Here is a 22,107-nt window from a genome sequence, read left to right as displayed (position 1 = left end):
CCGCAGCTGCGATCGCGGGCGCAGCCTGCGTGAACCGGCTCGATGAGCGTTTGTGAGCCAGCCATCTTTGCGCTTGCTGCGCAACCGATCGCAGCCTGCGGCAGCGGCTACAGGGATCGCGGCGTCCGTGTAGCCGCTGCCGAGCCTGCGAGGCTGCGAACGGCAACGCAGTTGCTGCGTAACCTGCATCCGCGATCTGCCTGGAAAAACGCGTCGGCTGGTTTACGACGGCTGCGCCGTCGATCGCAGCCTGTGGCAGCGGCTACATCACAAGCCCTTCAAGTCACGCTCTTCGATCGGCCGGCTCTGGCGCAGGCGCTTGCCGCCGAGCACCACCCAGTCGATCAGGCGATACAGGCATTCCAGGCCGAACGACAGCAGCAAGGCGCCGCTCATGGCCCAGATCATCGCTTGCGGGGTCAGCAGGATCTGGTAGCTGTAGCCGTTCCAGGTTTCCTGGCGGATATCCGGGTCGGCAGCCAGCACCACTTGCAGCAGGCGGATGTACCACGGGCCCTGCATGGCCTGGAACTGCTTGTCCAGGGCGCGCTGGCGAACCAGCAGATTGCCCAGGCTGTCGGCGTCGCTGCGAAACACCGGATCGTCGCTGGCCCGATAGTGGGCGACCAGCGCCTGCAGATCGCCCTTGAAGAACTGGTTGGCGGTGCCCTGGAACCCTTGCAGGCCGGCCTGGGCCTCGATCAGGTGAGCCTCGACGCGCTTGGCGTAATCGCTGATGAAACCCGGCACCTGTACACCGATCAACAGGCCCGCCGCAAACAGCACCAGCCGCAGATAACTGAGCAACATAGGGGATGTCCTTATTCGGTCTGGCCGTGCAGGACGCATTCACCGCGCCGCCACAGGCTCCATTGGCCCGGCTCGTAGCGAGTCCAGGTTTCGTTTTCGGTCAAAGGTTCGGTGGCGATCACCGTCACCACGTCGTTGGGCGTGGTTTCCGCCTGGAAGTCGACGATCACATCGACATCCTTCAGGCGGGCCGGGCCAAAGGGCGCGCGGCGGGTGATCTGCGCCAGCTTGGTCGAGCAATAGCAGAACAGCCAGTCGCCATCGCTGAGCAGGCAGTTGAACACGCCCTTGCCGCGATATTCGGCGCAGGCGGCCACCAGCGACGGTAGCAGTTCCTCGACTTCCACCGGCTCGGGAAAGGCTTCGCGCACCCGGTTGAGCAGGTCGCAGAAAGCCGCTTCGCTGTCGGTATCGCCCACCGGACGATAGAAGCTGGTGGGAGGCTGGAAGTCCGCCAGCTGGCCGTTGTGGGCGAAACACCAGTTGCGCCCCCACAGCTCGCGCACGAACGGATGGGTGTTGGACAGGCAGACCTTGCCGACGTTGGCCTGGCGAATGTGGCCGATCACCACTTCGCTCTTGATCGGGTAGCGCTGCACCAGGTTGGCCACTTCCGACTCGCTGCTCGCCGCCGGGTCCTGGAACAGGCGCAGGCCGCGGCCCTCGTAGAAAGCGATGCCCCAGCCGTCGCGATGCGGGCCGGTGCGCCCGCCGCGCTGCATCAGCCCGGTAAAGCTGAACACGATATCGGTCGGTACATTGGCGCTCATGCCCAATAACTCACACATGCTCGGACTCTCGCTTCAATGCGTGTTACAGGCGCGGTTCGATCCGCGAACGCTGGGGGTTGCTGGGCACTGGCGGGCGGCCGTAGCGATCGTCGCCGGCACCGCCGAAAGGCTGGTCGTCCGACTCTTCGGCACGGGCCGCGGCCTTGGCGGCCTCGGCCTGTTCCTTGCGGGCCTTGGAGGCGCGCTCGATCGGCCAGCGGATCAGGACGAACACCAGGTAGATGCCGAAGGCGATCACGCCATACATGAACAGGTCGGAGACCGCGCGCCAGGCGTTGTTGCCGACCTTGAACAGCATGTCCAGGGCGGTGATGGCCACGGCCGGGGCGAACATCTCCTTGGCCGGGTCGACCACGGTCGGGCTGAACAGCAGCACCGCCACCAGCACTCGCAGCGGCTCGCGCAGCCAGCGCCACATCCAGCGGGTCAGGCGCATCCACACCAGCAGGCAGCCCAAGGCGGCGAAGGCGTAGAGCCCCCAGGCGATCAGATAGTCGTTCTCGGTCATGGTGTCCATGGCAAGGCAGGCAAAGAGGCGCTTATGATAACGGCTTTTCGCATGCCAGGCTGCACCGCCGTCTGCCGCGCCCTTAATTGTCACCGCCCCGAGAGCCCTTCATGCCCGTATCCGCCCACGTCACCAGCGCCCCGATCGCCCGCAAGGCCGAAGGCCCGGACCCGTACGCCTGGCTCCAGGAGCGCGACACCGATGCCGTGCTCGATTACCTGAAGGCCGAAAACAGCTACCAGGAAGCGGCCCTCGCCGACCAGGCGGCGCTGCGTGAAACCCTGTTCCAGGAAATCAAGGGCCGGATCCTCGAGACCGACCTGTCCCTGCCCTCCCCCTGGGGCCCGTACCTGTATTACACCCGCACCACCGCCGGCGACGAATACGCCCGGCACTACCGCTGCCCACGCCCGGCCGACGACAGCCTGAGCGTCGACGAAAGCCAGGAACAGCTGCTGCTGGACCCCAACGAGCTGGCCAAGGGTGGTTTCTTCTCCCTCGGCGCCTTCAGCATCAGCCCCGACCACCAGCGCCTGGCCTACAGCCTCGATACCAGCGGCGAAGAGGTCTACACCCTGTTCGTCAAGGAGCTGTCCAGCGGCAAGGTCAGCGAACTGGCGTTCGCCGATTGCGACGGCAGCATGACCTGGGCCAACGACAGCCTGACCCTGTTCTTCGGTGAGCTGGACGACACCCACCGCCCGCACAAACTGTTCAGTTATCGCCTGGACGGCACCACCGCCGAAGAGGTGTTCCATGAGCCGGACGGGCGCTTTTTCCTGCATTGCTACCGCTCAAGCTCGGAGAAACAGCTGCTGCTGTCCCTGGGCAGCAAGACCACCAGCGAGGTCTGGGTACTCGACGCGGCGCAGCCGCAGCAGGCCTTTACCTGCCTGGCGCCGCGGGTCGAACACCATGAATACGACGTCGATCACGGTTTGCTCGACGGCCAGTGGACCTGGTTTATCCGCAGCAACCGCGACGGCATCAACTTCGCCCTCTACCAGGCGCCGGACCAGGGCACGGTGCCGGGTGAAGCCGACTGGCAGAACCTGATCCCCCACAGCAATAGCGTGATGCTCGAAGGCCTGAACCTGAACAGCTCGGCCATGACCCTGAGCCTGCGCGAAGGCGGCCTGCCGATCATCGAGGTGCACCCCGAGGGCCTGCCAGCCTATCGCGTGCAACTGCCGGATGCGGCCTACAGCCTGCATGTGCAAAACAGCCTGGAATTCGTCAGCCAGCGCATCCGCCTGCGCTACGAAGCGCTGAACCGTCCGGCGCAGATCCGCCAGCTGGATCTGGCCGGCGGCGCACAGAAAGTGCTCAAGGAAACCCCGGTGCTCGGCGTGTTCGACCCGGACGCCTATGTCAGCCAGCGCCTGTGGGCGACCGCGGCCGACGGCACCCAGGTGCCGATCAGCCTGGTGATCAAGCGCGAAGCCCTGGGCCGGCCGGCACCGCTGTACCTCTACGGCTACGGCGCCTACGGCGAAAGCCTCGACCCGTGGTTCTCCCATGCGCGCCTGAGCCTGCTGGAGCGCGGCGTGGCCTTCGCCATTGCCCACGTGCGTGGCGGCGGCGAGCTGGGCGAAGCCTGGTACCGCGCCGGCAAGCAGGAACACAAGCAGAACACCTTCAGTGACTTCATCGCCTGCGCCGAACACCTGATCGCCCAGGGCCTGACCACTTCCGAGCAGTTGGCCATCAGCGGCGGCAGCGCCGGCGGACTGTTGATCGGTGCGGTGCTCAACCAGCGCCCGGAACTGTTCAAGGCGGCGATCGCCGAGGTGCCGTTCGTCGATGTGCTCAACACCATGCTCGACCCCGAGCTGCCGCTGACCGTCACCGAGTACGACGAATGGGGCAACCCGGAGGAGCCCGAGGTCTACGCGCGGATCAAGGCCTACGCGCCTTATGAGAATGTCGAGGCCAAGGCCTATCCGGCGACCCTGGTGATCGCCGGCTACAACGACAGCCGCGTGCAGTACTGGGAGGCGGCCAAGTGGGTGGCCCGGTTGCGCGCCACCAAGACCGACGACCACCTGCTGCTGCTCAAGACCGAGCTCGGCGCCGGCCACGGCGGGATGAGCGGGCGTTACCAGGGATTGCGTGACGTAGCGCTCGAATATGCATTTGTTTTCAAGATTCTGGGCATTGCCTGAGGAACTCCGGCCGGCGCTCCTGTCTTAACCCAGGACCGCCGGCCCCGAGCCATACCGCACCTGCCCGGGACCGCAACAGACACAAGAAAAAGACCGTGACGACATGCCAGAACCTACCTTGTTGAACAATGAAATCCGCGACTGGCTGATGGACTGCGGATTGTTCGATCAGCTCTTGCCGGCCGACTTCAATGCCGCCGCTGGCTACTTCAGCATCAGCAGCATCGCCCAGGGCCAGGAGATCTTCCGCGAAGGCGATGCCGGCAGCTTCATGTGCATCATCCATTCCGGCCAGGTGGCGGTGCAGAAGACCAACAGCGAAGGCGTGCGCGTGACCATCGCCACCCTGCGCAGCGGTCGGGCCTTTGGCGAGATGGCGGTGCTCGATGGCGAACGGCGTTCGGCCAGTTGCGTGGCCGCCAGCGATTGCCGGCTGCTCAACCTGGGCAAGGACTCGCTGGAGAAAATGCTCAACGACGCGCCGAAGATCGCCGCCAAGATCATCCGCGCCCTCGCCGTGTCACTGTCCAGGCGCCTGCGCATGGCCGACGGGCAGTTGCTGTCGCAACAGGTCTAGCTGCCCGGGGTCCTGGTTTTCGTCTCGTTCTGCTGCAACCCTGGCAAGGTCTGGTCCTTCGGCGGCTTGGGCATGTCGATCGGCGGCAGCAATGGCGCACCGCCATGGGCCGTGGCCTTGGGGGTGCTGGGGGGTGTGATTTGCGGATAAGGGGTCGGGGTCGCGGTGCCGGGCGAGCCAGCGGCGGGGACCGGAGTCACGGGCACCGCCTGCAGTTCCTCGGCGTGCACGGCGCTCATCGCGAGCGCCGCACTTAGCAAGAGCGCTGCGCGGGCAATGACCGTTAGAATAGTGCGCTTCATCAATGGCTCCATCGCTATTGTCAGCCCTCAGGCTACTCCCAACCGGGGCGGTTTGCCTTCCTCATTGAGACCCTCATGAAACGTTTCGTTCTGCTGGACACCACCCCGATTCCCGAAAATGGCGGTGCCTTGTGCCTGTTCGAATACGGCGAGGATTTTGTCATCAAGATCCAGGGCGGCGACGGCGGGCAATTGATGAACACCCGCATGCACGGCTCCGAAGACGCCCTGGCGGAGATCCCCTGCCGCAAGGTCGCCGGGCGGCCGAATTCGCGGGTGCTGATCGGCGGCCTGGGCATGGGCTTCACCCTCGCCTCGGCCCTCAAGCACCTGGGCAAGGGCGCCGAAGTGGTGGTCGCCGAGCTGGTGCCGGGGGTGGTCGAATGGAACCGCGGACCGCTCGGGGAGAAATCCGGCCGGCCGCTGCTCGACCCGCGCACGGTGATCCGCCTGGAAGATGTGGCCAAGGTGCTGCAGGCCGAACCCCAGGGGTTCGACGCGATCATGCTCGACGTCGACAACGGCCCCGAAGGCCTGACCCAGAAGGCCAACAGCTGGCTGTACTCCGCCGCCGGGCTGGCGGCCTGCGCCAGGGCCCTGCGGCCCAAGGGTGTGCTGGCCGTGTGGTCGGCCAGTGCCGACAAGCAATACTCCGACAAGCTGCGCAAGGCCGGCTTCAAGGCCGAGCAAGTGCAGGTCTTCGCCCACGGCAACAAGGGCACCCGCCACACCATCTGGATTGCCGAGAAGCTCAAGGCCTGAGCTAAACTGGGCTCATTACCGTCATTAGTCTTTGCATAAAGGTGAACCCATGAGTTCGACCAACACCTCCAAGCTCGACCGCATCCTCGCCGACGCCCAGCGCGACCGCGAGATGGGCTACCGCGACAAGGCCCTGAAGATGTACCCGCACGTCTGTGGACGCTGCGCCCGCGAGTTCTCCGGCAAGCGCCTGAGCGAGCTGACTGTGCACCACCGCGACCACAACCACGACAACAACCCGCAGGACGGTTCCAACTGGGAACTGCTGTGCCTGTACTGCCATGACAACGAACACTCGCGCTACACCGACCAGCAGTACTTCGGCGAAGGCTCCCTGAGCACGCCGAAAGTCGCCAAGGCCACCCACAACCCCTTCGCCGCGCTGGCGGGGTTGATGAAGAAAGACGAAGAGTAACCTCCGCTCTTTCCGGTTCGACAGGACCGGTCTCTCGCGGGCAAGCGGCGCACCGGCAGACACTGATCCTGCAGATGCGCCGCTTGCCCGCGATGCATTTGCCGGATCCAACCGCCGGCCGACAATCCCCGTATAATCGCGATTTTTCTCGAAGGCACCCCGCTCGTGGCAAACAAAAGGTACAGCTGCATTGGTTTGTATAACCCCAAGTCACCGGAGAACGTCGGTTCGGTGATGCGCGCCGCCGGTTGCTATGGCGTCGCGTCGGTGTTCTACACCGGCAAGCGCTATGAACGGGCCCGCGACTTTGTCACCGACACCAAGAAGGTCCACCAGGACATCCCGCTGATCGGCATCGACGACCTGAAGAGGATCCTGCCCCTGGGCTGCGTGCCGGTGGCGGTGGAACTGGTGGAAGGCGCCCGCTCGCTGCCGGAATACACCCACCCGGATCGCGCGCTGTACATCTTCGGCCCGGAAGACGGCTCCCTGGACAAGGACATCCGCGACTGGTGCGAAGACGTGGTCTACATCCCGACCACCGGCTGCATGAACCTCGCCGCCACCGTCAACGTGGTGCTCTACGACCGCCTGGCCAAGGGCAACAACACCCGCTCCGGCCCCAAGTTCTGAGCACTGCTTCAAGTTCGCGGTACATTCGATGGAACGAGCGCCGTGCCAGCGCAGTCAGCTTTATATCCATCCCCCCTGGAGACAGATCATGAGCGACAGCAAACAACTGGAACCCATCGCAACCACCCCTTTCCAGAGCCCGGCGGAGCAGAACGTACAAGGCTGGGAGCGCATCGGCTCGCTGGCCGGCGGCGTAGTAATGGTCGGCAAGGGCCTGCGCCGTGGCGGTGTGTTCGGCCTGATCCAGGTCGCCATCGGCGGGGTCGCCCTGGCCCGTGGCATCACCGGCCACAGCTCGGCGAAAAGCCTGCTGGAGAAGAGCCGCCAGGATATGAATAACGTGCGGGCGAAGATCGAGCGTGCCGGCGCGGAGCTGAAAACCCTCAAGGCCAATGCCGAGGCGGCCACCCGTACCGCGACCGTAACCGGCAACGATTCGTTGAAATCGCCCAAGGCCGGGGTTTGATCGGCGGCCTCGAACGCCGCGTTGAATGAACCGGCGCTATCGCGAGCAAGCTCGCTCCTACAGGGGATTGCGCAAAACCTGTAGGAGCGAGCTCGCTCGCGATGACCGCAAAGCGGTCGACCCCACTAGCGCAACAAATCGCTGTCGAGCACCTTCGACGAGCCGTCCAGCACGCTCTCGCTGAGCTGGATGAACTCTTTGGTGCTGACACGCTCCAGACGCATCACCGCCCGGGTCACGTCATCCAGCGAACGCTTGTTGCGGGTCTTCAGGCGGATCTCCCGATCCAGTTCCTGCAACAGCAGCACCGCCCTGGCCACCACCGGCGCGTCCACCTGTTCGCCACGCAGGCTGCTGACGCCGTGGCCGCTCTTGGCCAACCGGGTCTCCAGGGCCTGGTAACGCTCGTCGCTCATGCCGCCGGCGCGGCGCATCAATTCGATGGCGTAGTACTCCGCCAGGCCCTCGCCGATCCAGTCGCTGCGCTCGCTGTCATTGATCCGGGCAAAGACCTGGATCACTTCGCGCAGCAGCGGGCTGGCGCCGCTCTCGCTGACCAGCGGCAGGCGGCTGTGCAAGAACAGCGAATCGTGCCCGGCCAGGCTGCCGCGCCACATCGGGTCGGCCGCGCCGACGATCAGCAACTTGGTTGGATGACGGGGAAAGGTCGCCTGGATCTGCGGCCAGACAAAGGTCAGCAGGGTCAGCACATCCATGCGCCGCATGCCCTGCCCTTGCGGCGAGGCCACCGTGACTTCGGTCTCCCCCAGCCGGGTGCGACGACTGCCCAGGGCACCGGCCAGCACCCAGCCGGTGGGCCGGTCGAACAGGCGCGCGGGATTATCGATACGGAAACGGTTCTTGCCGATCCGCGGCCAGGCGGTTTCCACGCTTTTCCAGCCCGCGGGCAACTCGAACTCCAGGCGCGACACCAGCTCGATGCCGTCCTGCTGGTCGAGCTTCGCCGCCGGCACCAGCGTGTCGCCACGCAACAAGGCCCAGTGCGGGGTCATGCGGCTGTCGAAGCTGTCCTTCTTCAGGCTGTGGCTGATCCGCACCCGGTAGCTCAGGCTGGCCTTGCCGCCGACCGGGCGCCATACGCCGCGCTGTACCGCGGGAGGCTTGGGCGCGCCGGACTGCCATTGGCCGTCGGCCTTGAAGTCGCTGTAATCGCCATGCGTGCCCAGGTCGAAATCCAGGCTGCGCACCGCCGCGCCGTCCGCCAGGGTCAGGCGCACCTCGGCCTGGTCGCTCTGCGGCAACAGGCGCACGTGGTAATCCAGATCGACTTTTTTCGCCGCCCACCCCGGCGCACTGAGCACCAGCAGCCAGCCGGCCAGCGCCAGCCTTGCCCCCACAGCCATACACACTCCTTCGTGAAACAACCTTGAACGCGAGCGCGGCGTACCCTCAGCCGGCGCGGAAAATCAGATGATCTTCCCAGTCTTCCTCGGCCACGCTGCCTTCGGCGAGCATCCGTCCGGATTGGGAAATACGCTCGTGGTGCACCGCATCGCGGTCACCGCACACCAGATGGTGCCAGAGCGGCAGGTCCTTGCCCTCGCTGACCAGGCGATAACCGCAGGTCGGCGGCAGCCATTTGAACTCATCGGCCTTACCCGGGGTTAGCTGGATACAATCCGGCACCGAGGCCCGGCGGTTGGCGTAGTCGCTGCACTGACAGGTCTTCAGGTCCAGCAGTTTGCAGGCGATGCGGGTGTAGTAGACGCTGTTGTCTTCTTCATCCTCGAGCTTCTGCAGGCAGCACAGGCCACAACCGTCGCACAACGACTCCCACTCCTCCTGATCGAGTTGTTCGAGGGTTTTGCGGATCCAGAAGGGTTCAACTTTGGCGGCCATGGCTCAGGTAATCGGTATCGGACAGGGAAAAGGCCGCCAGTCTAGTGCCCAAGGCCCCGCGGGCCAAGCGCTGGCGACTGTCGGTAAGGCACTACTTGTCAGGTGGCATGCCGCGCAGTAGCTTTGCCTGTCGCAAAGCCCTATGTCCGCGTGCCATTAACGCTCGACCGCGTCGCACCGGTGAATCGCCCAGGGTCAGGAAAAACCCCGTTGCTCAGTTCAACTGCGCTTGCCGGTTTATCCACCTTTCATTCTCAAACGTAGCCAGGAATCCCTGTCATGAGCGCCAATCCCCGCGTTGCCGAGTACGCCATCCACCCGCAGTTCACCGAGCGCTGGTCGCCGCGCGCCTTCACCGGCGAAACCATTCCCGAGGAAACCCTGCTGAGCTTCTTCGAAGCCGCGCGCTGGGCGCCGTCGGCCTACAACTCGCAGCCGTGGCGCTTCCTGTATGCGCGCCGCGACACGCCGAACTGGGAACGTTTCCTCGGCCTGCTCAACGAGTTCAACCGTGGCTGGGCGCAGCACGCCTCGGCATTGGTGATCGTGATCTCGAAAACCACCTTCACCGCGCCTGGCGCCAGCGAGGAAACCCCGGCCCTGTGGCACACCTTCGACACCGGCTCGGCCTGGGGCCACCTGGCCCTGCAAGCCAGCATCAGCGGCTGGCACACCCACGGCATGGCCGGGTTCGACCAGGAGCTGACCCGCAAGGAGCTGAAGATTCCAGAAGGTTATGCCCTGCATGCCGCCGTGGCCGTCGGCAAGCTGGGTGACAAGGCGAGCCTCGCCGAATACTTGCAGGCCCGCGAAGAGCCAAGCCCGCGTCGCCCGCTGAGCGAAACCGCGGCCGAAGGCGATTTCAGCCTGTAAACCAGCAACCTGTAGCCGCTGCCGCAGGCTGCGATAAGGCCCGAAGGGCCTTCCGAGGCCCTCAAGAGCACGTCGCCTTCGGAGCCGGTCGCAGCCTGCGGCAGCGGCTACAGGGTCCACGCAAAAGGCGGCATCAGCCCCCCTCTGCGCAGCGCCTCAATACCCGCGGGTGAAATCCACTTCGCCACGCAACGCCGTGTCGGCCTGATAGGCCCGCAGGTTGTCGATGAACAGCTGCGCCATCAGGGTCGGCGAGGTCGGCGCCGAGCTGTGGCCGGTCAGCAGCAGGCCCCAGGCGGTCCAGAACGGATGGCGCTGCGGCAGCGGTTCCTGGCGGCAGACGTCGATCACCGCCCCCGCCAGATGCCCTTCCTTCAAGGCTTCCACCAGATCCGCATCGACCACCGCGACCCCGCGACCGACGTTGATGAACAGGCCGGTCGGCTTGAAACGCTTGAACAGCGCCGCGTCGTACAGGTCATGGGTGTGCGGGGTGTTGGGCAGCAGGTTGACCACATAATCCACTTCGCCCACGAGGCGTCCCAGCTCCGCCAACGCCGCCACTTCGACAAACGGCGCCTGCTCCCGGGCTTCGCTGGCGATGCCGTACAGCTCGACGCCGAATGGCAGCAGGAACTGCGCCACGCTCTGGCCGATATCGCCCGCGCCGACGATCAGCACCTTGCGCCCGGCCAGGCTCTGGCCCGTGCGGTTATCCCACTTGCGCTCGACCTGGCTGACCAGGCGCGCCAAGACTTCGCGCTCGTGACCGAGCATGTAGGTGAGCACGTATTCGGCCATGACCTGGCCGAAGATCCCCACGGCGCGGGTCAGACGGTAATGGCGTGGCAGGCCGTCGGCGAGCAGCGGCGTGATGCCGGCCCAGGTCGATTGCAGCCACTGCGGCTGGTGGCCCTGGCGCAACAGGGTGGCCAGCAGGTCCGGCTGGCCGAGCCAGACCGGGCAGTCCGCGGCCAGCTTCGACAGCTCGGCGGAATCGCCGCTGGTGAGCACTTCCAGGTCAGGTGCCAGCTGACGCAACAAACGGGCATAAATAGCGTGATCGTGTTCGGCAATCAGAACGCGCATGGTTCAAACCTTACAAAACGGTGCAGGCAGCCACCGACGGAGTATCGCTCCATCGATCGCGGCAGCCGCCAGATAGAATCAGTTCCATTTTCAACGATGCCCCGGACAGGGCCTCTACAGGTGTCCGTCAGACCGGATCATTACGGCGCAGCAGCTCTTCGGGCAAGTGCTCGATGTACTCGTCCTCGGCCGGTGGCATCTGCAGGTGGTAACCCTGCTTCTCAAGGTTTTCCAGCACCTGGTGGATGTCCTCGCGCGACAGCTTGCGCTCCGGGCTCAGCACCAGGTCGAAGGCGTGCTGCGGCTTGCCGAACGCCGCCAGCAGGTTTTCCGGCACGCGCTCCAGGGCATCGCTCTTGAGCACATAGAGGTACATCTCGTTCTTGCGCGGGCTTTTGTAGATCGAGCAGATACGTTTCATGGCTGTTCTCCGGCGGTGGCCAGGCTGTCGAGCAGCGCCTGGCCCATCAATTCGCGGCGCCAGCCACGCAGCGAATCGGGCAATTGGTAGGGTCCGTTGGGAAAGCCGCTCTTGAGCAGGCTTTCCAGGGTTTTCTTGCGCAGCATCAGTTCCGGGGCGATGCCCAGGCGCTCGGCTTCGGCCTGGCCCACGGCGCGTAGGCGCTTGAGCAGGGCCGAGGCTTCCATCGGCAACGGCTCGGGGACGGCCGGCGGCCACTGGTCAGGGCTGACGCTGGCGGCACGCTTGATCAGGCCCAGCAGGAACTCGCCGTCCTGACGCACAGTGCGCGGGTGCATGTCTTCGATTTTCGCCAGGGCGCCGAGGTTGTCCGGCTGGCTCTTGGCCAACGGCCACAGCGAGTGCTCGCGCACGATCCGGTTGCGCGGCAGGTCCCGTGCCCGCGCCTCACGCTCGCGCCAGGCGCAGAGCTCACGCAGCACCGCCAGTTGCGCGCGGGACAGTTTCCAGGCCAGCTTGGCCTCGCGGTAGACCTCATAGGGATCGACTTCGCGGCGCAGGTTGGCCACCAACTCGGCGCCGTCTTCCAGCACCCAGTTGTATTTGTCCTCGGACAGTTTCGGCCGCAGCCGGGTGAAGACCTCCGCCAGGTGCACGGCGTCTTCGGCGGCGTAGCTGACCTGGGTTTCCGACAGCGGGCGTTGCAGCCAGTCGGAGCGGGTCTCGCCCTTGGGCAACTCGATGCCCAGCACTTCCTGGACCAGCCGCGAGTAGCCCATGGAGAAACCCAGGTTCAGGTAGGCGGCCGCCAGTTGCGTGTCGAACAACGGTGCCGGCAGGCTGCCGGTCAGGCGCAGCAGGACTTCGAGGTCCTCGCTGCAGGCGTGCACCACCTTGACCACCGCGCTGTTCTCCAGCAAGGCTGCCAGCGGCTGCCAGTCGTCGATGGTCAAGGGGTCGATGAGGTAAGCGCGCTGGCCATCGCCGACCTGCAACAGGCCGGCGATCGGATAGAAGGTGTCGACCCGCATGAATTCGGTGTCGAGGGCGACGAATGGCAGCTTCTGCCACTCGGTGCAGAATTGACCGAGGCTATCGTTGTCGCGAATCCAGTGAATATCGATGGCCACACGGCTCTCCCTTGAAGAATGGCGCGCAGTATATATCGCCCTCGGCGATTTCTGAGCATTCACTCGACAAGAGCCTGCGCGAAATCGGCGCCCGGGCCACAAGAATAGTCCGAACGCCGTCGGCTACCCCTGTTTGCGCAGGACGTAAACCCGCCAGGCGGCGCAGCCGGGAATGAAATCCTGGTGGCTGAGCACTTCGAACCCCGCGCCCTTGAACTCGGCCTCGACCCGCGCCCGGCTGACGTCCATGCGTGGAGCACGCTGCAATTGCAGGGTGTCGTTGCCCTCCAGCCGGTCGCGCATGACTTTCAAGCGACTGTCGATGCGCACCGCGAGGATCACCGAGTCGCGACTGACCCGATGGAATTCGCCCAGCAACGCCAGCCGCGCCTCGCTGCTGGCGACATGGGGGAACAGTTGCAGGCAAACGATGCAGTCCACCGCGTTGGCCGACAGGCCGATGCTGAACGACGAACTCTGGAAAGTCCTGACCCGCCTGAGCAGGCTCGCCGGGTGATGGGTCTGGGCGTGGTTGAGCATGTCCTGGGACGGGTCCGCCGCCAGGATCACCCGATTACTGTGCTCGCCCAGCACCGGCCAGAAACGCCCCGCGCCGCACGCAAGATCGAGAATCAGCCCCGGCTCGCCCGCCACCTTCAACGCGCGGCGAACCAGCCACTCGTCGCGCCACAACGACAGGCGCCGCCCCAGCCCGAGCGGGCGCTCGTCGCCACAGACGCGCGCGTGCGCCTGGTCATAACGCCTGGCGAACTCGAGCTCGAGGGGGGATGGAGGGTGCGCGGACATGGATCTGCTGGCTCTTGTAAGTCTTGGATGAAAAACAGGTTACTGCCCCGATCGTGAAAAAAAGGTCGAACGCCGATCAAGGCTTCATTGCCGCGCCAGCACGCCGTCGACCACGCTACCCCGGCAGCCGGCGAACAGGTCCAGGTCGGGCTGGTAGACCCGGCTGTCGACCTCCAGCAGACCGAGCATCGAGTGGAACAGGTTGTCCTGGCTCAGCGGTTTTTCCCGGCTCAGTTGCAGGCAATGGGTGTCCACCGAGAAGGCCTTCTGATAGCTGTCCGAGAACCAGGCCAGCATCGCCACATGTTTCTGCTGCGACGGCGCGAGCATGTAGGGCGTGCCATGCAGGAACAGGTTGTATTCGCCCAGGGACTCGCCGTGGTCCGACAGATAGAGCATGGCGGTATCGACCTTGTCCTGGTTGCTGCGCAACAGGTCGATCAGGGTCGCCAGCACGTGGTCGGTGTACAGCAGCGTATTGTCGTAGCCGTTGACGATGCTCTCGCGGCTGCAATTGTTCAGGGCGTTGCTCTGGCACACCGGGGTGAAGCGCTCGTATTGCTTGGGGTAGCGCTTGAAGTATTCCGGCCCGTGGCTGCCCATCTGGTGCAGGACCAGCACGGTGTCCTTGTCCAGGGTATCGATGAAGTGCTGCAGGCCCTGGAGCAGGATCTCGTCGCGGCATTCGCTGTTGGCACAGAGCGCCGGGTCCTTGAGTTTGCTGACGTCATCGAGGGTCACCCGGTCGCAGGTGCCCTTGCAGCCGGACTGGTTGTCCCGCCAGATCACCTCGAGCCCGGCGCGCTTGAGCACGTCCAGCAGCCCTTCCTCGTTCTTCGCCTTGCTGGCGTCGTAGTTCTTGCGCCCCATGTTGGAGAACATGCAGGGCACCGAGACCGCGGTCTCGGTGCCGCAGGAAGACACATCGGTAAAGGCGATCAGGCCGTTTTCCTGGCTGAGTTTCGGCGTGGTGTCGCGCTCGTAGCCCAGCACGCCGAAGTTCTCGGCCCGGGCACTTTCGCCGACCACCAGCACCGTCAGCGACTTGCGCGCATGGTTTTGCCAGGTCGGATTGCGCTGGGCATCTTCCCCGATCTTGACGAAGGGCTGGCGCGCCGAGACCACTTGCTCACGCAGATAACCGAAGGAAGCGCCCACGTAGTTGCTCGGCACTATCATCAGGCGCAATTCATGGTGATTGCGAAACAACGAGGCCAGCCCCTGATAGTTGGCCAGGGCGACCCCGCCAATGGCCGCCGCGCACATAACGGAAACCAGCAACTTGCTCAATAACTCGCGGTGCCAGCGACGATAATTGATCGGGGCTTTCCACAATAACCAGGAAGGCAATACACCCAGCAGCAGAATATAAACAAGCAACTTCAGGGAAAGTAAGTCACGCACTTCCGTTGCATTGGTTTCGGCAAAGTTGCGAAACATTCCGGCATCTATCAGCACTCCGTACTGGCTCATGAAATAAGCCACGCCGGCACTGACCATAAACAATAAAACCAGCACCGGCTTAAATATCCGGCGAAACGCCAGCCAGGTCAGGATAAGGTTGAAGGCACAGAAGATCATCACCCCGAAAGCCACGCGCATGGCAATGCCGCGGGTGTCCGAGGCGGTAATGCTAAACAGGTGCTGCCAGAGCACAAAGTTGCAGCCAAGCAATAAAAAGGCGCAGGCAATCAACGTCACCCATTCGGGACGCAGGGGTTTGATGTTTAGCATGACGATCGACTTGTTCCTTGAAAGAAGTGCGTCGTCAGGCCTGTTATTCAATGACCGCCCACGACAGCACGAACTTTAGGTAGCCGACCATCAACGTTTCGTGAAAAAGAAGCCAACAAATAGTTGGATAGCCCTTTGCCAAAACTTTTTTCGGCGAAAACGACCCGCGCGCACTGGCGAGCGATGCGCCTTGCCCCATTCGAGCCTGGCGCAAATAATGAGCCGCCCTCGGCCACTCCCTCGTCATCAAGGATCGACCGCATGAAAGCACGCCTTCTGCTCTGCTCGCTGCTGACCCTCAGCGCCCCGGCCTTTGCCGCGCCAAGCACCTCGCACCTGGATCAGGTCATCGAACGCGGACACCTGAACGTCTGCACCACCGGCGACTACAAGCCCTACACCTACCTGCGCGCGGACGGTGCCTACGAAGGCATCGACATTTCGATGGCGCAGTCCCTGGCGCAAAGCCTGGGGGTCGAGGTGAAGTGGGTGAAGACCACCTGGAAAACCCTGATGCCGGACTTCCTGGCAAACCAGTGCGACATCGCCGTGGGCGGTATTTCCGTGTCCCTGGAGCGGCAGAAGAAAGCCTTCTTCAGCGACACCCTGGGCGTCGACGGGAAAATCCCCCTGGTGCGGTGCGCCGACAAGCAGCGCTACCAGACCGTCGAGCAGATCAACCAGCCTTCGGTGCGCCTGATCGAACCGCCGGGAGGCACCAACGAAATCTTCGCCCGGGCCCACCTGCCCAAGGCCAGCCTGACCCTGTTCGCCGACAACGTGACCATCTTCGAGCAACTGCTGGAGAACAAGGCCGACGTGATGATCACCGACGCTTCCGAAGCGCGCTTCCAGCAGAAACTCAAGCCGGGGCTGTGCGCGGTGAACCCCGAGCAGTACCTGCAATACAGTGAAAAAGCCTTCCTATTGCCACGGGACGACGTCGCCTGGAAAAGCTACGTCGACCAGTGGCTGCACCTGAGCAAGGCCACCGGTTTCTACAGCGGCGTGGTCAATCAGTGGCTGGCGGCGCCCACGCCCTGAGCCGTCAGCCGCTCGCGACAAGCAGCCGTCAGCAGCTCGCGAAAAGCCTGGCACGCGGCGCTGCGATAAGCGCCCTTGCGCCCCAGCAGCGCCACGCTGCGGGGCGCCAGGGGCGGTTGCAGGATCACCGGCCTCAGGCCCGGCTGCTCCTGGGTAATGGCCAGCGGCAGGATGGTCGCCAGTTGTCCGCGGCGAACGATTTCGACAATAGCGCCGATGGAGTTGGCTTCGATGGCGATGCGCGGCGTCATGCCCTGCTCGCGGCAATAACGGTCGATATGCTGGCGGGTGGCGAAATCGCCGCTGAGCAGCACCAGCGGCTGCCGCTCCAGCTCGGCCGCCGTCAGTTCCCGCGGTAGCTCGGGCTGCTGCTCGCGGCTGACCATCAGGCTCAGGCTCTCCTCGAACAACAGCTGGCTGTCGATGTCCGGCAGGTGCTGCCCGGCAAAGGCAATGCCCAGGTCCAGGCGGTCTTCGGCCAGGGCCGCTTCCAGTCGGTCCTGGGTCATCTCTTCAAGGCTCAGGGCGATCCCCGGATACCGCTGGTTGAAACGGGTCAACAGCGGCCCCGCCAGGTAAGTGCTGAAGGTCGGGGTCATGCCCAGGCGCAACGAGCCGCGCCGCAGATCCTGCACATCATGCATGGCGCGCCTGGCAGCCTCCAGGTCCTGCAGGGCCAGCCGCGCATAACGCACATAGGCCTCGCCGGCGTCGGTCAGGCGCACGGTGCGCCCCGAGCGGTCGAACAGCGGCGCGCCGAGGCTGTCCTCCAGTTGCCTGATCTGTTGCGACAGCGTCGGCTGGGACACGTGCAAGGCTTCGGCGGCGCGGGTGAAGTTGCCGTGCTCGGCGACGGCCAGCAGGTAACGGATATGACGTAGCAGCATGGTGTCTCCAGGCCAGGACCGCCAACTATAGGCAGTACTTATGGCCAGCATAACAAGCCAGTCTTGGACGCTATAGCTGAAATTTCCCATCCTTGCGCCATCAGCGATGCAAGGAGAACCACCATGCGGCACATCATCGACGGCTTCCTCAAGTTCCAGCGCGAAGCCTTCCCGAAACGCAGCGAGCTGTTCAAGCAACTGGCCACCACCCAGAACCCCGGCACCCTGTTCGTCACCTGCTCCGACAGCCGGGTAGTGCCGGAACTGCTGACCCAGCAGGAGCCAGGCGATCTGTTCGTGATCCGCAACGCCGGCAATATCGTGCCCTCCTACGGGCCGGAACCGGGCGGTGTGTCGGCCACCGTGGAGTACGCGGTGGCCGTGCTCGGGGTCAGCGACATCGTGATCTGCGGGCATTCGGACTGCGGCGCCATGACCGCCATCTCCACCTGCAAATGCCTGGACCATCTGCCGGCCGTGGCCAACTGGCTGCGCCATGCCGAGTCGGCCAAGGTGGTCAATGCCGCCCGCAGCCATGCCTCGGACGCAGCCCGCCTGGATGCCCTGGTGCGGGAAAACGTGATCGCCCAGTTGGCTAACCTGAAGACCCATCCCGCGGTCGCCCTGGCCCTGGAACAGGGCCGGCTGAACCTGCACGGCTGGGTCTACGACATCGCCAGCGGCGCCATTGCCGCGCTGGACGGCCCGAGCCAGGGCTTCGTGTCCCTGGCCGAACACCCCGACGCCTGCGCCTTGGTCGGCAAACCGCGACACGCGGCGTGAGTGCTCTCTTTTCACAAGCCTTTTTCAACGGCTCGTTCAACAACCGTTTCACCATCCCCAACGAGGAACTCGACATGCTGCAATCCCAATTCGCCCAAGCCCCACGCCTGGCCCTGGCCGACACCATCATCGACGCCAAGGCGCGCAAGAACCTGTCGTGGCAACAGCTCACCGACGGCACCGGCCTGAGCCTGGCGTTCGTCACCGCCGCCCTGCTCGGCCAGCATGCCTTGCCGGCCGCGGCCGCCGACCTGGTCTGCAGCAAGCTCGACCTGGACCAGGACGCCAGCCGCCTGCTGCAAAGCATTCCGTCGCGCGGCAGCATCCCCGGCGGCATCCCCACCGACCCGACCGTGTACCGCTTCTATGAAATGCTCCAGGTCTACGGTTCGACCCTCAAGGCGCTGGTCCACGAGCAGTTCGGCGACGGCATCATCAGCGCCATCAACTTCAAGCTCGACATCAAGAAAGTCGAAGACCCGGAGGGCGGTTCCCGCGCGGTGATCACCCTGGATGGCAAGTACCTGCCGACCAAGCCGTTCTGATCGCCCGAGGCCCGCGCACCGTCGCGGGCCTCTGTAGCCGCTGCCGCAGGCTGCGATCCAGGCCGCAGGACTGGCCCGGGCAACGTGGTGCTTCCGGCAGACCGCGTGTGCAGGTTTGGGGGCTGCTTCGCAGCCCAGCGCAGCCTGCGGCAGCGGCTACAGGTGTTATTTGATTTCTAGATAGTCCTGCACACTTTCTGATTTGCTCCGGCCACGCCCCTCCCCGCCTAATCAGCGCCTGAATTGTTCAAGGTCTGGTTATGGAAAACGTTCGCGCGACAACCCGCCCCGTCTTCTGGCTGATGCTCAGCGTGACGCTGGTGGCCTTGAACCTGCGGCCGTCGATGGCCGCCGTCGGCCCCCTGCTGTCCGGGATTCGTGGTGATATCGCCCTGAGTTTCAGCGGCGCCGCGCTGCTGACCATGCTGCCGGTCATGGCCATGGGCCTGGCGATGTTCTTCGGCGTGCGCATCGGCCAGCGCCTGGGCGACCACCGCAGCGTGGTGGTTTCGCTGCTGGTCATTGGCCTGGCCACCCTGTCGCGGCTGTTCCTCGATTCGGCCGCCGAACTGATCCTCAGCGCCGTGCTCGCCGGCCTCGGCATCGCCCTGATCCAGTCGCTGATGCCGGCACTGATCAAGTCGCGCTTTCCCGAGAATGTCTCGCTGTTCATGGGCCTGTACGTCACCTCGATCATGGGGGGCGCGGCGGTCGCGGCGTCCTTTGCCCCGCTGGTGATGAGCCGCACCGGCAGCTGGCGGCTGGGCCTGGCGATCTGGGCGGCGCTGGCGGTCCTGGCGCTGCTGTTCTGGTACGCGCAACGGGCGGCCATGCCGAAACTGCCGGGCGCCGCGACGCACCACGAATCTTTTGCCGGCAACCGTCGCGCCTGGCTGCTGGCGATCTTCTTCGGCCTGGGCACGGCGTCCTACACCTGCGTCCTGGCGTGGCTGGCCCCCTATTACGTGGAACAGGGCTGGAGCGAACAGGACGCCGGCCTGCTGCTGGGATTTCTCACCGCCATGGAGGTGGTCTCGGGCCTGGTGACGCCGGCCATCGCCAACCACAGCCAGGACCGTCGCCGGGTGCTGGTGGCCTTGCTGGTGCTGATCATCGCCGGCTTCTGCGGGCTGATCCTCAGCCCCCGGCACCTGAGCCTGCTCTGGCCGTTCCTGCTCGGTCTGGGTATCGGCGGGCTGTTTCCCATGAGCCTGATCGTGTCCCTCGACCACCTGGACAATCCGCGGCGCGCCGGTGGCCTGACGGCCTTCGTGCAAGGCATCGGCTACCTGATCGCCGGCCTGTCGCCGCTGCTCGCCGGGATCATCCGCGACCGCCTGGGCAGTTTCGAATGGGCCTGGTGGTCGCTGACCGCGGTCATGGCGCTGATGATCCTGATGGTCCTGCGCTTCGATCCGCGGCACTACCACCGCCACTTCCAATGACCCGGAGAACGCGCTCATGAAGCCCACCAGCTTGCTCAACGCCCATCTCGGCATGCTGCTGTGGGCGGTGTTGATCGCCGCTTCTTTTTTCGCCGCGGCCCGGGTCAGCCAGGCCGTCGACCCGCTGTTGCTGACGGGCCTGCGCCTGCTGTTGTCGGCCCTGATGTTCGTGCCGGCGCTGTGGCTCAACGGCACGTTCCGGATCAACCGCGCCGGGCTGCGGGCGCATGCCATGCTTGGGTTGCTGCTGGCGATCTATTTCGCTTCGCTGTTCGAGGCCCTGCGGCATACCTCGGCGGTCAATACCGGCATCCTGTTCGCCCTGGTACCGCTGCTGACCCTGCTGTTCGAGGGCCTCCTGCTGAGCGACAACCCAGCAAAAAACCGCCTGTTGCCGATGCTGCTGGCGGCCGCCGGGGCCATGCTGCTGACCTTCAGGGGCTCGGGCCCCGAGGGCATGCCGTCGCTCTACGCGGTCGGCGTGTATGGAGTCGGTTGCCTGGCCATGGCCGGTTATTCACCGCTGAGCCAACGGCTGAAAACCACCAGCCTGAAAGATCGCAGCCCGGCCGCCATGACCTTCTGGAACATGCTGTTCGGCGCGCTGTTCCTGTTCGCCTTCTGCCTGCCGGGTGGTGGCTGGCGCAGCGCCGTCCTGCTCACGCTCAACGACGGTGTGTGGCTGCTGTACCTGGCCTTGTTCGCCACCCTGGCGACTTTTTGGCTGCTGCACCGGGCCATCGGGGTGATCGCACCGGCCACGGTGATTTCCTACATCTACCTGAGCACCCTGTTCATCACCCTCTTCCACTGGTTCGGGCTGGGCCGGCATCCCTTGCCGAGCGAGCTGCTCGGCGCGCTGCTGGTGGGCCTGGGCATGCTCGCCCTGATCCTCGGCAGCCGCCGGCCAGTCCCGGTGCCCGGTTGAAGGCACAACACCAAGGGACAAGCCGCTACGCGCCGCGCCATACCGCACAGGTCGTGTTCTCGGAATTAATTGTCCCTTCGCTATCCGTGAAACCCCGGGGCAAGGATTCAATTAGGACGATCGTTCCGTTAGCATCAGGCAGGTTTGCGCACGACCGCGCGAGGTGCTCAACGAGACGGAACTGATGCTGAACAGTAACTTGCTTAGAAAGCTCGATATGCAGGACCTGATGGTGTTCGTCGCCGTGTACGAGCAAAGCAGCGTGACCGGGGTCTCGGAAACCCTGTGCGTGAGTCAGTCGACCGTCAGTTACTGCCTGAAAAAACTGCGCACCGGCTTCGAGGACGAGCTGTTCATCAATACCCGCACCGGCATGCGTCCGACCTACAAAGCCACCACCATGTACAGCCATGTGCTGAAGATTCTCGAGAGCATCAACCTGTGCCATTCCGGGGTCCAGGCTTTCGACCCGACCCGCCAGGCCGTTACCTTCAACATCTGCGCGCCGGAATACTTCGAACTGCTGATCCTGCCCCGCCTGCTCAAGGGCTTCGACTTCGCCGACCTGCCGGTGTCGGTCAATGTGCACAAGCTGGAAACCGACATCCCCGCCGAGGAACTGCGCGATGGCAGCCTGGACCTGGTGATCTGCTTCGGCCCGAACTTTCACCACAACCACCCCGACCTCAAGTCTCAGGTGCTGCTCGAGGATGACCTGGTGTGTGTCTTCGACAAGCGCGCGACACCGCCGCTGGAGCCGCGTTTCAGCCTGCAGTCGTTCGTCGAGCGCCGGCACGTCTACCCCACGCCCTGGACCTCGACCACCAACATGGTCGATGGCTGGCTGGCCCGCCAGGCCCACCGGCGGCAGATCGTCGCGCGCTCCAACAGCTACAGCGCGGCGCTGAAAATGATCACCGGCACCGACTTCATCCTGACCCTGCCGCGGCGCATCCAGGCGCTGCTGACCAACGACGCGGTGTTCAGCCATTGCGAAGCGCCCAACGGCCTGCCGGGCTTTACCCTGGACATGCAATGGAGCGCCCACACCGACCAGGACAGCGCCAACACCTGGTTCCGCGAGCAAGTGGTCAAGGTCTGCGCGCAGCAGGGCCTATTGTAGGTCCAGGCC

At 64.6% G+C, this 22,107-nt stretch carries 25 protein-coding genes; 13 read left to right on the top strand and 12 right to left on the bottom strand.

Features of this window, described 5'->3' with window-relative positions:
• Positions 1–267: 267 nt before the first annotated feature.
• From AC3RCP_RS08530 to AC3RCP_RS08520, 3 genes are read right to left on the bottom strand one after another with little or no spacing between them, the layout of a single operon-like run.
• Positions 268–810, bottom strand: coding sequence for a DUF2937 family protein (locus tag AC3RCP_RS08530; protein ID WP_009042623.1), 543 nt, complete (start codon positions 808–810; stop codon positions 268–270).
• A gap of 11 nt (positions 811–821) precedes the next feature.
• On the bottom strand, positions 822–1,598 hold the full coding sequence (locus tag AC3RCP_RS08525) for a class II glutamine amidotransferase (RefSeq protein WP_007926899.1): 777 nt from the start codon (positions 1,596–1,598) through the stop codon (positions 822–824).
• Positions 1,599–1,623: 25 nt separating this feature from the next.
• Entirely contained in the window at positions 1,624–2,118 is a 495-nt protein-coding gene (locus AC3RCP_RS08520) for an MFS transporter (RefSeq protein WP_492569577.1), read from the bottom strand.
• Positions 2,119–2,219: 101 nt separating this feature from the next.
• Here AC3RCP_RS08520 and AC3RCP_RS08515 point away from each other — a divergent pair, with 101 nt between their 5' ends.
• Positions 2,220–4,274, top strand: a complete 2,055-nt coding sequence (locus AC3RCP_RS08515) for a S9 family peptidase (protein WP_492569576.1) — start codon at positions 2,220–2,222, stop codon at positions 4,272–4,274.
• A 103-nt stretch (positions 4,275–4,377) separates the two neighbouring features.
• The gene (locus AC3RCP_RS08510) at positions 4,378–4,851 is read left to right on the top strand and encodes a cyclic nucleotide-binding domain-containing protein (RefSeq protein WP_007926904.1); all 474 of its coding nucleotides are present in this window, start codon (positions 4,378–4,380) and stop codon (positions 4,849–4,851) included.
• Here AC3RCP_RS08510 and AC3RCP_RS08505 read toward each other — a convergent pair.
• Entirely contained in the window at positions 4,848–5,153 is a 306-nt protein-coding gene (locus AC3RCP_RS08505; protein ID WP_492569574.1) for a hypothetical protein, read from the bottom strand. The genes AC3RCP_RS08510 and AC3RCP_RS08505 overlap by 4 nt on opposite strands.
• A 75-nt stretch (positions 5,154–5,228) precedes the next feature.
• Between AC3RCP_RS08505 and AC3RCP_RS08500 the strand changes: the two genes are divergently transcribed.
• From AC3RCP_RS08500 to AC3RCP_RS08485, 4 genes are all read left to right on the top strand, one after another.
• A complete protein-coding gene (locus AC3RCP_RS08500) occupies positions 5,229–5,915 on the top strand; it encodes a spermine/spermidine synthase domain-containing protein (RefSeq protein ID WP_007926906.1) in 687 nt (228 codons plus the stop codon).
• 49 nt (positions 5,916–5,964) lie between these two features.
• Positions 5,965–6,330: a YajD family HNH nuclease gene (locus tag AC3RCP_RS08495; RefSeq protein ID WP_009042617.1), complete on the top strand. Its 366-nt coding sequence runs from the start codon at positions 5,965–5,967 to the stop codon at positions 6,328–6,330.
• 165 nt (positions 6,331–6,495) lie between these two features.
• Positions 6,496–6,963 (top strand): RNA methyltransferase, encoded by a 468-nt coding sequence (locus AC3RCP_RS08490; protein ID WP_101337105.1) that lies wholly within the window; start codon positions 6,496–6,498, stop codon positions 6,961–6,963.
• Positions 6,964–7,051: 88 nt separating this feature from the next.
• Positions 7,052–7,429: a YgaP family membrane protein gene (locus tag AC3RCP_RS08485; RefSeq protein ID WP_007926910.1), complete on the top strand. Its 378-nt coding sequence runs from the start codon at positions 7,052–7,054 to the stop codon at positions 7,427–7,429.
• Positions 7,430–7,554: 125 nt separating this feature from the next.
• Here AC3RCP_RS08485 and AC3RCP_RS08480 read toward each other — a convergent pair whose 3' ends face one another.
• Both AC3RCP_RS08480 and AC3RCP_RS08475 read right to left on the bottom strand, forming a co-directional pair.
• Positions 7,555–8,793: a hypothetical protein gene (locus AC3RCP_RS08480; RefSeq protein WP_492569571.1), complete on the bottom strand. Its 1,239-nt coding sequence runs from the start codon at positions 8,791–8,793 to the stop codon at positions 7,555–7,557.
• Positions 8,794–8,839: 46 nt separating this feature from the next.
• A complete protein-coding gene (locus AC3RCP_RS08475) occupies positions 8,840–9,289 on the bottom strand; it encodes a YcgN family cysteine cluster protein (protein WP_007926912.1) in 450 nt (149 codons plus the stop codon).
• 279 nt (positions 9,290–9,568) lie between these two features.
• On the opposite strand from AC3RCP_RS08475, the gene AC3RCP_RS08470 reads away from it, so the two are divergent.
• The gene (locus AC3RCP_RS08470; RefSeq protein WP_087089047.1) at positions 9,569–10,162 is read left to right on the top strand and encodes a nitroreductase family protein; all 594 of its coding nucleotides are present in this window, start codon (positions 9,569–9,571) and stop codon (positions 10,160–10,162) included.
• A 156-nt stretch (positions 10,163–10,318) separates the two neighbouring features.
• Here AC3RCP_RS08470 and AC3RCP_RS08465 read toward each other — a convergent pair whose 3' ends face one another.
• The 5 genes from AC3RCP_RS08465 to AC3RCP_RS08445 form a co-directional block, all read right to left on the bottom strand.
• Positions 10,319–11,251, bottom strand: coding sequence for a D-2-hydroxyacid dehydrogenase (locus AC3RCP_RS08465; RefSeq protein WP_062823327.1), 933 nt, complete (start codon positions 11,249–11,251; stop codon positions 10,319–10,321).
• A gap of 127 nt (positions 11,252–11,378) precedes the next feature.
• The gene (locus tag AC3RCP_RS08460; protein WP_007926915.1) at positions 11,379–11,672 is read right to left on the bottom strand and encodes a YcgL domain-containing protein; all 294 of its coding nucleotides are present in this window, start codon (positions 11,670–11,672) and stop codon (positions 11,379–11,381) included.
• The gene (gene rnd, locus AC3RCP_RS08455) at positions 11,669–12,802 is read right to left on the bottom strand and encodes a ribonuclease D (protein WP_007926916.1); all 1,134 of its coding nucleotides are present in this window, start codon (positions 12,800–12,802) and stop codon (positions 11,669–11,671) included. Before rnd ends, AC3RCP_RS08460 begins: the two co-directional genes overlap by 4 nt.
• Positions 12,803–12,925: 123 nt before the next feature.
• On the bottom strand, positions 12,926–13,609 hold the full coding sequence (locus AC3RCP_RS08450) for a class I SAM-dependent methyltransferase (protein WP_007926917.1): 684 nt from the start codon (positions 13,607–13,609) through the stop codon (positions 12,926–12,928).
• A gap of 84 nt (positions 13,610–13,693) precedes the next feature.
• Positions 13,694–15,343, bottom strand: a complete 1,650-nt coding sequence (locus AC3RCP_RS08445; RefSeq protein WP_492569568.1) for a phosphoethanolamine transferase — start codon at positions 15,341–15,343, stop codon at positions 13,694–13,696.
• 261 nt (positions 15,344–15,604) lie between these two features.
• On the opposite strand from AC3RCP_RS08445, the gene AC3RCP_RS08440 reads away from it, so the two are divergent.
• Complete coding sequence (locus AC3RCP_RS08440) at positions 15,605–16,387, top strand: transporter substrate-binding domain-containing protein (protein ID WP_087089057.1); 783 nt, start codon at positions 15,605–15,607, stop codon at positions 16,385–16,387.
• Here the strand turns inward: AC3RCP_RS08440 and cynR are convergent.
• Positions 16,360–17,274, bottom strand: a complete 915-nt coding sequence (gene cynR / locus AC3RCP_RS08435) for a transcriptional regulator CynR (protein WP_492569566.1) — start codon at positions 17,272–17,274, stop codon at positions 16,360–16,362. The genes AC3RCP_RS08440 and cynR overlap by 28 nt on opposite strands.
• A gap of 123 nt (positions 17,275–17,397) precedes the next feature.
• Between cynR and AC3RCP_RS08430 the strand changes: the two genes are divergently transcribed.
• The 5 genes from AC3RCP_RS08430 (at position 17,398) to AC3RCP_RS08410 (ending at position 22,098) form a co-directional block, all read left to right on the top strand.
• Entirely contained in the window at positions 17,398–18,057 is a 660-nt protein-coding gene (locus tag AC3RCP_RS08430) for a carbonic anhydrase (protein ID WP_114759809.1), read from the top strand.
• 74 nt (positions 18,058–18,131) lie between these two features.
• Positions 18,132–18,602, top strand: coding sequence for a cyanase (gene cynS / locus AC3RCP_RS08425; protein ID WP_009042607.1), 471 nt, complete (start codon positions 18,132–18,134; stop codon positions 18,600–18,602).
• Between the two features lie 260 nt (positions 18,603–18,862).
• Complete coding sequence (locus AC3RCP_RS08420; protein WP_101337100.1) at positions 18,863–20,047, top strand: cyanate transporter; 1,185 nt, start codon at positions 18,863–18,865, stop codon at positions 20,045–20,047.
• Positions 20,048–20,063: 16 nt separating this feature from the next.
• The gene (locus tag AC3RCP_RS08415) at positions 20,064–20,975 is read left to right on the top strand and encodes a DMT family transporter (RefSeq protein WP_492569564.1); all 912 of its coding nucleotides are present in this window, start codon (positions 20,064–20,066) and stop codon (positions 20,973–20,975) included.
• A gap of 184 nt (positions 20,976–21,159) precedes the next feature.
• On the top strand, positions 21,160–22,098 hold the full coding sequence (locus AC3RCP_RS08410) for a LysR family transcriptional regulator (protein WP_062823335.1): 939 nt from the start codon (positions 21,160–21,162) through the stop codon (positions 22,096–22,098).
• Positions 22,099–22,107 lie beyond the last annotated feature (9 nt).

The sequence above is a fragment of the Pseudomonas sp. GW822-FHT05A08 genome (assembly GCF_058800485.1).
This window is presented reverse-complemented; position numbering and strand designations above follow the sequence as displayed.

Excerpts from the sequence above, each read along its gene's own strand:
- AC3RCP_RS08445 (WP_492569568.1), bottom strand. The coding sequence starts at position 15,343 with ATGCTAAACATCAAACCCCTGCGTCCCGAATGGGTGACGTTGATTGCC.
- AC3RCP_RS08460 (WP_007926915.1), bottom strand. The coding sequence starts at position 11,672 with ATGAAACGTATCTGCTCGATCTACAAAAGCCCGCGCAAGAACGAGATG.
- cynS (WP_009042607.1), top strand. The coding sequence starts at position 18,132 with ATGCTGCAATCCCAATTCGCCCAAGCCCCACGCCTGGCCCTGGCCGAC.
- AC3RCP_RS08475 (WP_007926912.1), bottom strand. The coding sequence starts at position 9,289 with ATGGCCGCCAAAGTTGAACCCTTCTGGATCCGCAAAACCCTCGAACAA.
- AC3RCP_RS08420 (WP_101337100.1), top strand. The coding sequence starts at position 18,863 with ATGGAAAACGTTCGCGCGACAACCCGCCCCGTCTTCTGGCTGATGCTC.
- AC3RCP_RS08470 (WP_087089047.1), top strand. The coding sequence starts at position 9,569 with ATGAGCGCCAATCCCCGCGTTGCCGAGTACGCCATCCACCCGCAGTTC.
- AC3RCP_RS08480 (WP_492569571.1), bottom strand. The coding sequence starts at position 8,793 with ATGGCTGTGGGGGCAAGGCTGGCGCTGGCCGGCTGGCTGCTGGTGCTC.
- AC3RCP_RS08465 (WP_062823327.1), bottom strand. The coding sequence starts at position 11,251 with ATGCGCGTTCTGATTGCCGAACACGATCACGCTATTTATGCCCGTTTG.
- AC3RCP_RS08500 (WP_007926906.1), top strand. The coding sequence starts at position 5,229 with ATGAAACGTTTCGTTCTGCTGGACACCACCCCGATTCCCGAAAATGGC.
- AC3RCP_RS08440 (WP_087089057.1), top strand. The coding sequence starts at position 15,605 with ATGAAAGCACGCCTTCTGCTCTGCTCGCTGCTGACCCTCAGCGCCCCG.
- AC3RCP_RS08515 (WP_492569576.1), top strand. The coding sequence starts at position 2,220 with ATGCCCGTATCCGCCCACGTCACCAGCGCCCCGATCGCCCGCAAGGCC.
- AC3RCP_RS08450 (WP_007926917.1), bottom strand. The coding sequence starts at position 13,609 with ATGTCCGCGCACCCTCCATCCCCCCTCGAGCTCGAGTTCGCCAGGCGT.
- AC3RCP_RS08530 (WP_009042623.1), bottom strand. The coding sequence starts at position 810 with ATGTTGCTCAGTTATCTGCGGCTGGTGCTGTTTGCGGCGGGCCTGTTG.
- AC3RCP_RS08430 (WP_114759809.1), top strand. The coding sequence starts at position 17,398 with ATGCGGCACATCATCGACGGCTTCCTCAAGTTCCAGCGCGAAGCCTTC.
- AC3RCP_RS08510 (WP_007926904.1), top strand. The coding sequence starts at position 4,378 with ATGCCAGAACCTACCTTGTTGAACAATGAAATCCGCGACTGGCTGATG.
- cynR (WP_492569566.1), bottom strand. The coding sequence starts at position 17,274 with ATGCTGCTACGTCATATCCGTTACCTGCTGGCCGTCGCCGAGCACGGC.
- AC3RCP_RS08410 (WP_062823335.1), top strand. The coding sequence starts at position 21,160 with ATGCTGAACAGTAACTTGCTTAGAAAGCTCGATATGCAGGACCTGATG.
- AC3RCP_RS08525 (WP_007926899.1), bottom strand. The coding sequence starts at position 1,598 with ATGTGTGAGTTATTGGGCATGAGCGCCAATGTACCGACCGATATCGTG.
- AC3RCP_RS08415 (WP_492569564.1), top strand. The coding sequence starts at position 20,064 with ATGAAGCCCACCAGCTTGCTCAACGCCCATCTCGGCATGCTGCTGTGG.
- AC3RCP_RS08495 (WP_009042617.1), top strand. The coding sequence starts at position 5,965 with ATGAGTTCGACCAACACCTCCAAGCTCGACCGCATCCTCGCCGACGCC.
- AC3RCP_RS08520 (WP_492569577.1), bottom strand. The coding sequence starts at position 2,118 with ATGGACACCATGACCGAGAACGACTATCTGATCGCCTGGGGGCTCTAC.
- AC3RCP_RS08485 (WP_007926910.1), top strand. The coding sequence starts at position 7,052 with ATGAGCGACAGCAAACAACTGGAACCCATCGCAACCACCCCTTTCCAG.
- AC3RCP_RS08505 (WP_492569574.1), bottom strand. The coding sequence starts at position 5,153 with ATGAAGCGCACTATTCTAACGGTCATTGCCCGCGCAGCGCTCTTGCTA.